The organism is Bradyrhizobium sp. USDA 3262, from assembly GCF_054060035.1.
The window spans coordinates 3,434,847-3,447,914 of record NZ_JBSSCT010000001.1 but is presented as its reverse complement, the minus strand read 5'-3'; the positions used below and the strand labels follow the sequence as shown (position 1 = coordinate 3,447,914).

General features: G+C 59.9%; 17 protein-coding genes. 7 read left to right on the top strand and 10 right to left on the bottom strand.

Annotation, left to right across the window (positions count from 1 at the left end; genetic code table 11):
- Nucleotides 1–8: 8 nt before the first annotated feature.
- The 3 genes from ACVWYP_RS15895 to ACVWYP_RS15885 all read right to left on the bottom strand — a co-directional run bounded on the left by ACVWYP_RS15895 (nucleotide 9) and on the right by ACVWYP_RS15885 (nucleotide 2,537).
- Nucleotides 9–1,202: a hypothetical protein gene (locus tag ACVWYP_RS15895; RefSeq protein ID WP_028343862.1), complete on the bottom strand. Its 1,194-nt coding sequence runs from the start codon at nucleotides 1,200–1,202 to the stop codon at nucleotides 9–11.
- Nucleotides 1,183–1,902, bottom strand: coding sequence for a hypothetical protein (locus ACVWYP_RS15890; protein WP_028343861.1), 720 nt, complete (start codon nucleotides 1,900–1,902; stop codon nucleotides 1,183–1,185). Before ACVWYP_RS15890 ends, ACVWYP_RS15895 begins: the two co-directional genes overlap by 20 nt.
- A 314-nt stretch (nucleotides 1,903–2,216) precedes the next feature.
- Nucleotides 2,217–2,537: a DUF736 domain-containing protein gene (locus ACVWYP_RS15885; RefSeq protein ID WP_018270286.1), complete on the bottom strand. Its 321-nt coding sequence runs from the start codon at nucleotides 2,535–2,537 to the stop codon at nucleotides 2,217–2,219.
- A 576-nt stretch (nucleotides 2,538–3,113) separates the two neighbouring features.
- Between ACVWYP_RS15885 and ACVWYP_RS15880 the strand changes: the two genes are divergently transcribed.
- The 6 genes from ACVWYP_RS15880 (at nucleotide 3,114) to ACVWYP_RS15855 (ending at nucleotide 7,009) form a co-directional block, all read left to right on the top strand.
- Nucleotides 3,114–3,374, top strand: a complete 261-nt coding sequence (locus ACVWYP_RS15880) for a hypothetical protein (RefSeq protein WP_155258731.1) — start codon at nucleotides 3,114–3,116, stop codon at nucleotides 3,372–3,374.
- A gap of 362 nt (nucleotides 3,375–3,736) precedes the next feature.
- Nucleotides 3,737–3,991, top strand: a complete 255-nt coding sequence (locus ACVWYP_RS15875) for a hypothetical protein (protein WP_016843182.1) — start codon at nucleotides 3,737–3,739, stop codon at nucleotides 3,989–3,991.
- 941 nt (nucleotides 3,992–4,932) lie between these two features.
- Nucleotides 4,933–5,100 carry a hypothetical protein gene (locus ACVWYP_RS15870; RefSeq protein WP_155258730.1) on the top strand — a complete coding sequence of 56 codons (168 nt, stop codon included), beginning with the start codon at nucleotides 4,933–4,935 and terminating at the stop codon, nucleotides 5,098–5,100.
- A 613-nt stretch (nucleotides 5,101–5,713) separates the two neighbouring features.
- Nucleotides 5,714–6,169, top strand: a complete 456-nt coding sequence (locus tag ACVWYP_RS15865) for an Hsp20 family protein (protein ID WP_016843181.1) — start codon at nucleotides 5,714–5,716, stop codon at nucleotides 6,167–6,169.
- Nucleotides 6,170–6,246: 77 nt separating this feature from the next.
- Nucleotides 6,247–6,744: an Hsp20/alpha crystallin family protein gene (locus ACVWYP_RS15860; protein WP_016843180.1), complete on the top strand. Its 498-nt coding sequence runs from the start codon at nucleotides 6,247–6,249 to the stop codon at nucleotides 6,742–6,744.
- A gap of 70 nt (nucleotides 6,745–6,814) precedes the next feature.
- A complete protein-coding gene (locus ACVWYP_RS15855) occupies nucleotides 6,815–7,009 on the top strand; it encodes a hypothetical protein (RefSeq protein WP_035633041.1) in 195 nt (64 codons plus the stop codon).
- Here the strand turns inward: ACVWYP_RS15855 and ACVWYP_RS15850 are convergent.
- On the bottom strand, nucleotides 6,984–7,415 hold the full coding sequence (locus ACVWYP_RS15850; protein WP_016843179.1) for a response regulator: 432 nt from the start codon (nucleotides 7,413–7,415) through the stop codon (nucleotides 6,984–6,986). The genes ACVWYP_RS15855 and ACVWYP_RS15850 overlap by 26 nt on opposite strands.
- Nucleotides 7,416–7,641: 226 nt before the next feature.
- On the opposite strand from ACVWYP_RS15850, the gene greA reads away from it, so the two are divergent.
- The gene (greA, locus tag ACVWYP_RS15845) at nucleotides 7,642–8,121 is read left to right on the top strand and encodes a transcription elongation factor GreA (protein ID WP_028343859.1); all 480 of its coding nucleotides are present in this window, start codon (nucleotides 7,642–7,644) and stop codon (nucleotides 8,119–8,121) included.
- Between the two features lie 88 nt (nucleotides 8,122–8,209).
- On the opposite strand, the gene ACVWYP_RS15840 is transcribed toward greA, so the two are convergent.
- The 6 genes from ACVWYP_RS15840 to groL form a co-directional block, all read right to left on the bottom strand.
- On the bottom strand, nucleotides 8,210–9,307 hold the full coding sequence (locus ACVWYP_RS15840) for a trypsin-like peptidase domain-containing protein (RefSeq protein WP_253592498.1): 1,098 nt from the start codon (nucleotides 9,305–9,307) through the stop codon (nucleotides 8,210–8,212).
- A 133-nt stretch (nucleotides 9,308–9,440) separates the two neighbouring features.
- A complete protein-coding gene (locus ACVWYP_RS15835; RefSeq protein ID WP_016843176.1) occupies nucleotides 9,441–9,773 on the bottom strand; it encodes a hypothetical protein in 333 nt (110 codons plus the stop codon).
- Between the two features lie 138 nt (nucleotides 9,774–9,911).
- On the bottom strand, nucleotides 9,912–10,367 hold the full coding sequence (locus ACVWYP_RS15830; RefSeq protein WP_038375292.1) for an Hsp20 family protein: 456 nt from the start codon (nucleotides 10,365–10,367) through the stop codon (nucleotides 9,912–9,914).
- A gap of 257 nt (nucleotides 10,368–10,624) precedes the next feature.
- Nucleotides 10,625–10,780, bottom strand: a complete 156-nt coding sequence (locus ACVWYP_RS15825) for a hypothetical protein (RefSeq protein ID WP_016843174.1) — start codon at nucleotides 10,778–10,780, stop codon at nucleotides 10,625–10,627.
- A 114-nt stretch (nucleotides 10,781–10,894) separates the two neighbouring features.
- Complete coding sequence (locus ACVWYP_RS15820; protein WP_129964896.1) at nucleotides 10,895–11,227, bottom strand: hypothetical protein; 333 nt, start codon at nucleotides 11,225–11,227, stop codon at nucleotides 10,895–10,897.
- Nucleotides 11,228–11,424: 197 nt separating this feature from the next.
- Nucleotides 11,425–13,047, bottom strand: coding sequence for a chaperonin GroEL (gene groL / locus ACVWYP_RS15815; protein WP_016843172.1), 1,623 nt, complete (start codon nucleotides 13,045–13,047; stop codon nucleotides 11,425–11,427).
- Nucleotides 13,048–13,068: the final 21 nt, after the last annotated feature.

Sequence of the window (13,068 nt, the reverse complement as noted above, 5' to 3'; positions counted from 1 at the left end):
GGCCGCAATTACGCCACGCGGTCGAGCAACTTCTTGGCCTTGGCCTCCATGTCCAGGCGGACATCCTGATGCGGCCTGTCGCGCGCGACGGCGGTGATGCCCTGCACGAAATCGAAGATGCTTTCAGGCGGGCGGCCTTCCTCCGCCAGCACCGCCTCAATCACCTTGCCTGTCTCGGCCTTGGAGAAGCCGCGGCGGCGCAGAAACTCGGTGCGATCCTCGTCGCTGCGTGCCACGATCCGCTCGCGGGCGGCCTTGATGCCGTTGACAAAGGGCATGGGTGAGGAGTCGGCGAAGTTCAACAGTGCCGGGGCTGCCTCGTGAGCAAAGCGGGAGGCTGCGTATTTGGAATGGCGGATGGTCATCTCCTCGAAATCTTCCACGCCCCACAGATTGCGATTCTGACAAACCGCACGAAGATAGAAGCTCGCCATGCCGAGCGTCTTCGCGCCAACTTCCGAGTTCCAGCAATAGAAGCCTCGGAAATAGAGGTCGGGCGAGCCGTCCCGGAGACGACCGGCCTCGATGGGATTCAGATCATCGACCAGAAACAGGAAAACGTCCCTGTCCGACGCGTAGAGGGTCGTCGTGTCCTTGGAAATGTCGACGCGGGGATTGTAGATGCCACTTGACCAGTCGAGCGCACCAGGCACCTTCCACCGTGTATCGCCTGTGCCATTGCCAGCGATGCGTTGTACGGCCTCAACCAGCTCGTGGTCGTAGATCCGGCCATAGTCGGGACCGGTGACAGCGCGAAGCTCGATGCGGCTACCCTCGGTCTCGAGCGTTTTGATCTGCTCGACCCGATTGTCGGTCAGGCCATATTGCAGGTTGATTGCTGCGAGTGCCGCGGGGAGCTGCCGCAGGTAGGTGGCCGGAGCGCCAACCTGGCTTGCAAGCTGGCCGAAGCTCCAGTGGGTCGGGGCGAGCGGCGTGTCCAAGCCGGGCAGCATCAAGGCCAGGCGCTCAGGATCGGCACGGTTTGCCTCGACATGGATGAGCGCGCTTTCGACCACGCGCGTCCGGCTGCGGTCCGCGCGATCGCGCACCGTGCAGGCCAGTTCGTTGAGCGACAGATAGCGCTCATCCGCCGGACGACAGAACCACTCCGAGGACACCCGACCAATGCGCTCGCCGCGGCTCACATCCACTCTGTAACCGAAACTGGCGTTGCGGCTGGCATCAACAATCTGCGTATTCATGGGAGCAATCTCCATGACGGGCGCCGGAAGACTCTCCTCCGACCCTCAACCCGTCATGGCCAAGGCCGCTCCCCTCTGCCTCTCCTGTATCATCGGTCGCCAACGGCAACGTCCAAGACGCGCGACCAAGGCCTTCTACCAAGACCCTTGACCAAGACCCTTGACCAAGACCCTTGACCAAGACCCGCGACGGCGGCATCCGCCGCGTCGCAGCTTCCGTCAGGGATGGAAGCCCGAAGGGTGAAAACCCGGCGCAAGCCGGGGTTTCAGCGCCAGCCGACAGCCCGGTCCCGCAGGGAGGCGGCAATAACTCAGCCAACGCTTGACAAGACATTTTGAACACGAGTGGCCAAAAGTCTGACGTCCCTGGCAGATTGTTGCGGACGCGATGCCGTATCGAATTCTGCCCGGAGTTCGCGAACTGGAGTTCGGTATCGACGGCATCGACATAGGAGATTTTGTCCGCCGTGGGCAGATTGAGTTCGGGTCCCAACAGCCATTTATAGAGAAACCAGATGCGACGCGTGTAGAGCCCGATCGGCGTCTGCTTCACAAGCTCCGCAATCTCCTCCCGCACGGCGAGGAAAAGCCGCTTCAGGATGGCGAGCTCTATTGCTTCGTTCTTGAGCGCAAAAGTCAGATTTCTCTCAAGGGTCGCGGCAGGCGCATGACGCGGCGTGTAGATGCGCCATCTTCTCACAGTCGAGCGCGAGCGGCCGGCTGTTTGCGCTTTTGCAATTCGAGGACGAGAAGGTTCTTGCCCAAAGCCAGGCCCGCCTTCGCCGACTCGCTCCGCCTCGCAGAAGGCCGCGCTTATGCGCGCACAGGCGGCGACGAACGCCCCCGTGTTTGAGGCCGCTAAGACGCGCGCAAAACCTGGGCGGGGCGCCGGCGCCGGAGGAGCCGGCCCAGATCGATCCGTGCAACCTATCCAACAGCGAGATATTCTCGCTGGCTCGCGCAGAAAAACGAACCCCGCCCAATAGTCTGAGCGGGGCTCTGAAGGATCGAGGCTCACTCGCCGTTCTTGCGCGGGCGCGACCACAGCAGCGTGTAGCCCTCGCCGCCTTCGTCGTCGAACAGGTTCGCGTAGATCGGTGCGTTGAACGAGGGGTCGTCGAGCTTGAGCGAGAGGTAATCGCGGCCCTCTTCGGAGCGCTTCGACCAGGCTGCGCCGATCTCGGCCCGGCCTACATAGATTCGGTGGCTCGGAGCGTTGTCGTTGGAGCGGTTGGTCTCGGCGACGATGCGGACGCCCTTTGCCTGCAGGCTCAGGGTGACAATCTCGCCCTGGAAATCGTTGCCCAGCTTCTTGAAAGAACCGATGTTAGCCATGTCACTTCTCCTGTTGTGTTTCGAGCCCGCGACCACCGCGGCCTCGATGGCGATCTAAAGGCCGAGGACGATCGGCGACGCACCCGTTCGGGCCGGAGCGCAGCGGAGGACGGCGTTGAGGCGACTTTCTTGTCTCGCGAGGAATGGGCGAAGCCCAGGGGAAGAAAGTCGCATCAACGGCGTTGCGGCTCAGACGATCGAGGCGAAGCCGGTCTTCGGCCAGATCAAGCCATCAAAGAGGCCACGTGCGTCCGCGTGCTGAAGCGCAATTTCAAGGAGAAGATTGGCCAATTTCGGTTCAGCTGCACAAGATGTTGGAACGATTCAGCGAAGAAATAGAAACGATCTGCTGCAAAGGGCGGTATCGTCCGTGAACGAACATCGAGAGCGCGCAATCCGCCACCGCGACGAGTGGGCTAGGCCGAGATTGCTGCAGCCTGGTCGAAGCGCACCGAAGAGGCGGATTTGCTTCTCGTTCTCGTCATCTTGACCCCGCATTCAACGAACCGATCTACCCGAACTTGTTCGACGAGGAAGGAGACGAATGATCATCCCTCGCGTGTGGCGGCCGTGAGAATGGTTGAGACGGCTCCGCCAAGTCTAGCCGGCTCGAACGGACGGCTCACCGCAAGCAAGCACAGTCAAGCGCGTCCGCGTCCTGCCGCCAACACGAAACGCGCCGAGGCAAGCGAAGGCAGCCCGGCAAGCATTGCGATCTGGGGCAGGCAAAACATCTGCCTCTCGATGGCCATCTTCCGTTGGACGGTTTCGAATTCCGAGCATGAGCAGCTCGCCATTGCCCAGACCAACGAAAATCCACGTTGCCAGAGAAATTAGGCCTATTAGCCAGCGCGCTGAAAGACGCTTTCGTCAAGCCGCTTGAGCGACAGGCCCAGACCTGCACGATCCCGGAAGAGCAGCCTGATACCACATAAAAAACGGCCCCGGGAACGGCGGACTGATAGTCAAACTGCAGAAATCGCTTGAACCTCACGCCACGTCAGGGCGTAGCCTGGAAACCGTCGGCAGATCCTGATGACGCGAAGCATCGGATCGGGACGTCACACAACCAAATGACAGAGCTGGTTCGGCGTCATCGTGAGTATTGCGCCGTTCGTACCCCTCAACGCGAAGCGAACGGCGCAGCCGCATTAAGCCAAAATCGCTCCCTCGCAAGCAATTCGATCCAGGAGACATGGATGAAATTAGCGAAGACCTCTGTAATCGCATGCGGCATTTCCGCTTTCCTCGCATACTCCGTCATTGTGCAAAGCCTCGCCACCGACGCCAGGGCTCGCAAAGGCATGCAAGACAGGAGCGTACAGAGCGGCATGAGTGATGATGACGATTCTTTGCCCAAACTCAGGACCGCGGGCGGGAAAGTGGGCAGGAAATCGACCAAGGGCGCGAAGAGTGCAGCCGGCGGCAACGCACCGGACAAGGAGACTGATTGATCCGCAACCAGCAGCACACCGGTGGGTGGGAAGCGACTGACGCGAGGCCGTGTCCGGGTAACCCTCCACTCGCACCCGCTGGCCGGAGGTTCAGCCGCACCAAGATGAACTGTGACGGTCGTCGATCTTCAAGGAATACGACAAGGACGAAGGTTCAGCCATTTAACTCGCGCGTTTGCCGTGGCCGCCCGACGGAAGCCATGAAACTAACCCTGATCAATAGCAGCGCAACGGCCGCAATGCTCAACTGCCCGATCGAAGAGGAGCAGTTGCAAAGGCTGAACGGTGACCCGATGCGATCGTTGTGCACGATAGCATTGGGTACTGCCCTCCGATCTCGTACGACCGCGTCAGGTTACCGACATTCATGTTCGGAAGCCGCCCGAGGAGTTGGCTGGCGCGGCGTGAAAAAGCACAACTTTTTGGTCTCTCGTCGGTTCTTCACGGTCTGGCACGCCGGTTGCTGAGTGATGCACGGCTTGGTTGCTCAATCACGACCTCCTGAGGCCCAAGCCGCTTCGTAGCGCAACTCGTGCGGGCGGATCTCCCGCCGCCCGCACGTTTTTCATGGCTTCGACCTGGCGCCGCGCTTCATGAGCTTATGTTTGCCCCGTGAGGAGGCTGCGCGCGCCCGTCTGGCACGCGAGTTGCTCGGAGGAATACGGCTTGGCCCTCATGTATCGCGCCCCCCAGAGATGGCCAAGCTTCCACCCAGACTAGCGCGGGTGGTCCCCCAAGCCGCTCGCGCGACTTTCCATTCGCCGCGGGTCTGCCGAGATCGGGCCCGGCGAAACGCTGTGGAGATTATCGGCATGATCCGTGGAGAGCTTTAGAATCGCTAAAGCAAGCCGCTCATAGACCAGCCACTCACAGTTGCTCACGGAAACGCGTTGTGATGGAGAACGGAGTGGACGTCCGATGCATCTTAAGTATTCAATACCGTGGGCGCAGCAGCAGCATTAGCGATCGGCGCGCACGATGCTCTCGATGTTGCGCCGAACGTCGGCATCATGCTTGGCGCATTATTGATTGTCGCCTTTCCGGCATCGGTGATCGCTAGCCTTTTAAGTTGCTGTCAAACCGAACGGCGCGATGACAGAACCGGTTGATGATCGCCTATTACTCTTAGATTTCTGCCGGCTCGACCGACATGGCTCCGCCGGCGCAGCGCTATGCCCCCCGGCAGGAGCCTTCGTTCCGAGATCTCACGATGCGCGGCTCTCGTGACTGTCCGACACCAGGGCTATTTGTCGCGGTCTTCCGCTCAGCCGCGACCGAAGGTGGGAGTTTCATCTCCAGGAGCTGCGCGCGCGACATACCAAACCGGCCAGGAGATCCGATGGTGACGCCGAGCGCGGCGAAGCACGGCGGGTCACTCCCGAAAAATGATTCCAGAAGCGCCGTGTCGATCACGTCGTTTTGGACTGCTGCCATGGTCACTTTCGTTGGCGAGTACCTTTGGAGGAACCGGCTGAGACGCAGCAGGACGGCAGGAAGTCCTTCCACATTCGCCTCAGCCGGATCCGACAAAAACATGGGTGCGGCACTGCCGCTTTCGCAAGTGCCTGGAAGGCCTTGAAACGATACGCCCCCCTTCTAATTTTATGGGTAGCCACGCAGTAATTGCACGGCACAATCGGGCGCCTGCTACGGGGCGCGTGCAGGCACCCGGCAAGCGTCCTGGGTGCTCTTATCCATGTTGCTCAAAAGGAGGATATGGCTATGACCACGCTTGATCTCGCTCCCCTGTGGCGATCGACGGTTGGATTCGATCGTCTGTTCGACCTTCTCGCGGACTCCGGCCGATGGACCGGCGCGGACAATTACCCGCCCTACGACATCGAACGTGTCGGTGAGGACCACTACCAAATCACGCTGGCTCTTGCCGGCTTCCCGCCTGACACGGTCTCCATCACGGCCGGGCAGAACACACTGACCGTTGAGGGTCGCAAGGCCGACAAAAGCGGCCATCAATATCTCTATCAAGGCATCTCTGCGCGCCCGTTCCGACAGATCTTCAATCTGGCCGAGTACGTGCAAGTGAAGGGCGCCTGGTTCGAGAATGGCATGCTCAAGATCGATCTGGTTCGGGAGGTTCCCGAGGCGATGAAACCGCGCCAGATTGCGATCAACACAGGTGCTGATCACCAGAAAGATGAGAACAAGCATGCGGCGTAACACCGCCTGCTCACAATTGAATTTTGCGGCGAGGCTTTATCGCGTCGCGAATTTTGGAACAAAGAAGGAGAAAATCCATGGCTATCACCGATCTGCCCCCCTGGGGCCGCGGTCGTGATCTGACCACCCGTCGCTCCGAAAACTACAATCCGGTTCTAACCCTGCACCGGGAGATGAACCGGCTATTCGATGACGCCTTCCGCGGCTTCGATGTCGCGCCATTTGGCGGCAGCTTTCTCGAGCAGTCGATGAATTGGCCGAGCATCGAGGTCAACGAGAGTAACCAGGACGTGAAAGTCACGGCGGAGTTGCCAGGTCTCGACGAGAAAGACGTCCAGATCGAGCTCGCCAATGGCGTTCTCTCGATCAAGGGAGAGAAGAAGACTGAGACGGAAGACAAGGATCGCAGGTTCAGCGAGCGGTACTACGGCAGGTTTGAACGGCGCATCCCGATCGAAGACGTGGACCAGGACAAGATCTCTGCTGCGTTCAAGAACGGAGTTCTGACTGTCACCATGCCAAAGCTGCCGCAAGCAGAATCCAAGGTGAAGCGTATTGCGATCAACTCGAAATGACACAAATCGATGGGAGCGGTCTCCGCTCCCGTCCTATTTCCAATAAGAGCGGGCGGGGGTGTGCCCGACCATGGACACAAAGCGGAAATCCAGTTTTGCAGGCGCTGCGGATGTTGTTGCGCATGCAAAGATCGCGGCTCAACACATCGAGGAACTGAAAGTCGCCTGTGCGAATGGAGATAAGAGCGCGGCCCGCCGTTCGCTGCGCCAGGCTATCAGCGAACTCGAGCTGGCGCGCGCTATGGTGCGGACCGGTATTGATTGAGTCCGCGCGGATTTGGCGCTGCGTCCGAGTCAAGCAGACGGCTGGTGCGTAGCATCGCTTCCAGCTTGGCTGAGAGTTCCTGGGAGAAAAACGGCTTGCTGAGGAGCAGACTGTCGTTCATGTGTTTGCTAGGCTTTTCGATGAGATCTGGATAGCCACTGCAGTACACGATCGGCAAGCCCGGCTGCTGCCGTTGAAGCTCAAGTCCGACGTTGAGTCCAGAAACGTCGGGCATCGCCAGATCAATAATCGCCACATCGATTGCTTGATGAGAAAGGGTCGACAGCGCGGCATCCAGATTATCAGCCGCAATCGCCTGGTATCCGAGATCGTCAAGCATGTTCCGTGACGTTTCGCGGACGCTCGCGTCGTCGTCCACAGCAAGGATGTACTCCCGTGCGCCCATGCAAGGAGTGCCCAATTGGCTCATACAACTGCACTGGTCGATATTCGCACGGCAAACCCGTAGACCTGCGACAACCCAAGTTCCGTTCCCTTGTCGGGCTCCTTGGACCGGGCGGTCCTTGGAACAGGTAAAGGCCAGCATAGTTGCCAGCCCATAGTACCGAGATAGGTAGGCCCGGCAGGCGACCGCGGCCGCTCGCGGTGCTCTCACAAGGCGGTCCGAATTGATGCCAACCCTCCCCATGACTGCGGCCGGTCATGCCGCCCTTAACGACGAACTGGCCGACCGCACTAGAATCAAGCGGCCTCATCTTGCCGAGCGCATTCAGCAAGCGATTGCCGACGAGCCCAACCTTATTGAGAATTCGGAATATCAGGCTGCGTTGGGCGAGCAAAGGCTCAACGAAGCTCGCATAGCCGAGTTAGAAAGCAAGCTTGCACGTGCAGAAATCATCGAAGTGTCAAAGCTCTCCGGCGAGACCATCAAATTCGGCGCGACGGTCACACTGACGGACCAGGATACGGGCGAGGAGCGAATTTGCCAAATCGTTGGCGAGCCGGAAGCCGACCCGGCAAAAGGCAAGATCTCGTTCAGTTCCCCGCTCGCACGGGCGTTGATAGGCAGGTCCAAAGGGTCAGTCGTAGCCGTCCAGACGCCAGGCGGTGACAAGAGTTACAAAGTTGAGCAAGTAAGATGGCTGCCCTAAAAGCAGAGGGGCTGGGCTTTTGAGCCAATACGTCTGCCAGAGCATGAATTTGGCAGTCGACCGGCCAGATTGTCTTGAACCTTTTGCATCAATGCAGCAGGCGAGTGGATGTGCTGCTTGCCTGGTCAGGCGGAGCAACTTTCACGACGGCGGAACTGGTTTGACCGCCCCGCACGATGGTGAGCTTCACATCTTGACCGACACGCGCCAGGCCGATCTTGTTACGAAGTTGCGACGCGCTGCGGATCCGACGGTCGTCTGCCATGACAACAATATCGTCCTTCCGCAAGCCGGCCCTTGCAGCCGGAGAGTCTGCCGCGACCTCTGCGATCACCGCGCCTTCGTTGCGCCCTTGTTTGGTCGACGGTTGGAGTTCGCGCAGTGAAACGCCAATGCGGCCTCGCTCAACGTGTCCCTTATCTACAATCTGCTCCATAACGATCCGGGCCATATTCGCGGGAATTGCAAAACCGATCCCGACATTCCCTCCGCCCGGCGAAATGATCGCGGAGTTGATGCCGACCAATTCGCCGCGGAGATTCACCAATGCGCCGCCGGAATTTCCCGGATTGATCGCAGCGTCGGTCTGGATGAAGTCCTCAAAGCCTTCCTTGCTCAAGCCAGTGCGACCCAGCGCACTGACCAGGCCGGACGTGACGGTCTGGCCGAGTCCAAAGGGATTGCCGATCGCGAGCACGAAATCTCCGACCTCAAGCGCATCACTGTCGCCGAAAGGAAGCGCCTGAAGGCCGGCAGGGTCTTGGATCTGCAGCACTGCAACGTCAGTTGGCGCATCGCGCCCGATTACCTTCGCAGTTAACTGCCGGCCGTCCTTGGTCGTGATCCGAACGACCGAGGCGCCTTCGACAACATGATTGTTGGTCAACACATAGCCGCGCCTGGCATCGACGATGACTCCCGAACCGGTCGAATTGATTTCCTTCTCGACCTGCTTGGGAATGTCGAAAAACTCACGAAAGAACGGGTCGCGGTAAAGCGGATTGTCCTCACGGACACGGCCGTGCACGGAAATATTAACAACCGCGGGTGTCACCTGTCGAACTACCGGCGCCAATGTTGGCACAGAACCACCCGTCTTCAGGTCCGGCACTTGGGATATAGCCGGTGAAGCCCCGAATAGCGCCACAACCAGAAGCCATGCCAATATTGTTCGCTGACCCAACATTCCGATCACCCTTGCGTGCTTGTGGGATCGTCAATCTGAGGCAGACGCGTTCCTTCCAATGCTAGGAGCGGAATTGCCCAGGCTGCTGCGGCATGGCCAAGCAGCACGATCGCTAGAACGGCTTCCGTGACCATCACAGCGCCCTCCGCTGTGCGGCGGCCCAGGGCCGCCGCAGCCGCATGGGGACGCCACCGCCACTGGGCGGATCATCATCGTCGTCTCTGTCGAGTTGCCGCAACGCTGCCAGTATGTCGGCCAACTTCACAGCGTGGCCCATTCCGGGGACCTCCCGCATGCCGGGACAGGATTCCACGGCGTACATATCCGACGCCCACGAGGACAGGATGATTCGCTTCTCAGGCGTCGAGAGCTCAATGTCATTCAGGACTTCCGCCGGAGAAATGTAGCGAGCGGCGGGGTGGAAGAATGGGTGCAGATCGCCGCCGTCGATTTTTACGTTAGTCATGGCTCGCCTCCCTGTTCACTCCTTTCCAGGGGATGGTGCTCGTGATTTGGGTGGCGGCGTAGTCGATGCGCCACCCACGTTGAGATGAGATCGGTCAGGAACGTCCGATGACATCGCCGGTCCACGGATCGAAGCTACCTAAGCTGCCTTCTTCCGCTCAATTTGCGACGAAGCAGCCGTTGCACCGATCTGGATCTTGCGCGGCTTCATCGTCTCCGGAATCTCTCGAACGAGATCAATGGTCAAGAGACCGTCCCGGAAGGATGCCTGCTTGACCCGGACGTACTCGGCCAGACTGAAGACTCTCCGGAACGGTCGCGCCGGAATACCTTGGTAGAGATACCGCCGCGCATCCCCGTCGGACGTCTTGCCTTCGATCGTGAGCGCATTTTGCTCCGCCGTCACGGAGATGTCACTAGCGCCGAAACCTGCTACGGCCAGCGTGATTCGATAGTGATCCTCACCGGACCGCTCGATATTGTATGGCGGATAGCTATCCTCATTCGGCCGGCGCGACATGCCGTCGATGAGGCCAGCCAAGTGATCGAAGCCGACGCTGGTGCGCCACAGTGGCGTAAAATCAAGTGTCCTCATAGCCAAGTCCTCCAAAGAGCAATATGGATACGAAGCAAGGCAGGATCGGAGTTTCGATTATCGTCGAACACCCCCGGTCCAGCCTCGTCGAGCCCGGCCTGGCGCTCGACATACCGCAGTCGCGGTCGAGAAACGAATTAGAACTGACACTCGTGAATTCAAGAGGCCGTGCGCTTTTTTCTGACCGAACCTCGCCTGGCGGGTCAGCGACTACGCGGCCAAGCGATCCGGGTAAGCACCCTGGCGTAGGACATCCATCACTCGCTGCTCTCGCTCAATCCGGGCTTGATAGAGCTGCCGCCTTGCTCGCTCCTGGCAGTTGAGAGCAGGCGCTCGTAGTGACCGATCACCTTCAGACAACCTCGGATGAGGAAGTCGCGGACGGCAAGCTCAACTGTTGCTTGAGGTTGCATCAGAGTTCCCGCGCACGGAATGCCTCGCCGAACTCAGCCCGGACATGAGTGCCGCTCGCTCTTGACGAGATTGCGTAAGGTAGGGAGCGGCCTTCGCGGGCCGCTCTCTGAGGTTCAGCTTGTTGCCGCCAGTCCCGCGGGATGGGGCGACGGTTGCGGCCAGATGCCGGTCGGCGCGGAGGTCGGCGGCAGCAAGATGTCGATCTTCATCGTTGCCGCCGCGGGCTGCCATTTCAGCCACGGCATCGTGTCGAGATACGGGATTGGCGGCAGTGGCAGTCCAGTGAAGGTACCCTGTGTGGCCTCGGCTCCCCGCGGGCTTTCCACGCCGTAAGCACCGAAGGCCGCCAGAGACATTGCGCCGGCTACTACTAAAGCAAGCAGGCTTCGCCGCAGATTGCGGTTGGTCTCCGTCCGGTCGGACAACGTATGGTGATAACTCAGCATCTATACTCCTCCCATCGTTCGAAAACAGATCCAGGCAATGGTGACAAAACTCAGGGAGAACATGAACCAATGGATCGTGTCCTGCCTCATCCTGAGCCGACGACGATTAGGCTTGTTCATGGGACACTCCATCTTTGGAAGCGGTCTTCTCTCCTCTCATCGGTGGAGCCCGGCCTTGATCGGCCGGGCTCGGTTGTTCAGAAGTCCATGGCGGGAGCTGCCGAAGCGGATTCAGCCTTCTTCGGCTTTTCGGCCACGAGTGCCTCGGTGGTGATCAGCAGCGAGGCCACCGACGCAGCGTCCTGCAAGGCGGTGCGCACGACCTTGGCGGGATCGATCACACCGGCTTTCACAAGATCCTCGTACTCGCCAGTTGCCGCGTTGAAGCCCCAGTTGTAACTCTGGTGCTCCAGAAGCTTGCCGACAACCAGTGAGCCGTCTTCGCCGGCGTTCTGCACGATCTGCCGAGCCGGCATCCGGATGGCGCGACGAACGATGTCGATGCCGGCCTTCTGGTCGGCGTTCGCGGTCTTGATGCCGTCGAGCGCTTCGAGGGCACGCAGGAGGGCAACCCCGCCTCCGGGGAGAATCCCCTCCTCCACCGCCGCTCGAGTCGCATGCATCGCGTCGTCGACACGGTCTTTGCGTTCCTTGACTTCGACCTCCGTCGCACCACCCACACGGATCACTGCGACGCCTCCGGCAAGCTTGGCGAGGCGCTCTTGCAGCTTTTCGCGATCATAGTCGGAGGTCGTCTCCTCGATCTGGAGCCTGATTTGCTGGGCGCGCGCCTCGATATCCTTCTTGGCGCCCGCGCCCTCAACAATGGTGGTGTTGTCCTTGTCAATGACGACCTTCTTGGCGCGCCCGAGCATCTTCACTGTGACGTTTTCCAGCTTGATGCCGAGGTCCTCGCTGATGACATTGCCGCCGGTCAGGATCGCGATGTCCTCCAGCATGGCCTTGCGACGATCGCCGAAGCCAGGTGCCTTGACGGCCGCGACCTTCAATCCGCCGCGCAGTCTATTGACGACCAATGTCGCAAGCGCTTCACCTTCGATGTCCTCCGCGATGATCAGGAGCGGCTTACCGGACTGAACGACCTGCTCCAACAGCGGCAGCATGGTCTGCAAGCCGGACAGCTTCTTCTCGTGAATCAGAACGTAGGGATCCTCGAGTTCGACACGCATCTTCTCGGGGTTCGTGACGAAGTAGGGCGAGATGTAGCCGCGGTCGAACTGCATGCCCTCGACCACTTCGAGCTCGGTGTGCAGGCTCTTGGCCTCCTCGACGGTGATCACGCCTTCATTACCGACCTTGTTCATGGCGTCGGCCAGGAAGCGGCCGATCTCGGTATCACCATTGGCGGAGATTGTGCCGACCTGGGCGATCTCGTCATTGGAGGTGATTTTCCTGGCGTGTGATTTGAGGTCGGAAACGACGGCGTCGACAGCCAGGTCAATCCCCCGCTTCAGATCCATTGGGTTCATGCCGGCGGCGACGGATTTGCTGCCCTCCTTGAAGATGGCCTGAGCGAGCACGGTCGCGGTCGTGGTGCCGTCGCCCGCCAGATCGTTGGTCTTCGAGGCGACCTCGCGCACCATCTGCGCGCCCATGTTCTCGAACTTGTCCTCCAGTTCGACCTCTTTGGCGACGGTTACGCCATCTTTGGTGATGCGCGGCGCACCGAACGATTTCTCGATCACGACGTTACGCCCCTTCGGACCGAGTGTGACCTTCACCGCGTTTGCCAGTGTGTCGACGCCCCGCAGCATGCGCTCTCGGGCCTCGGTTGCGAACTTCACGTCCTTGGCAGCCATTTTGATCTCTCCTTTCCTCTA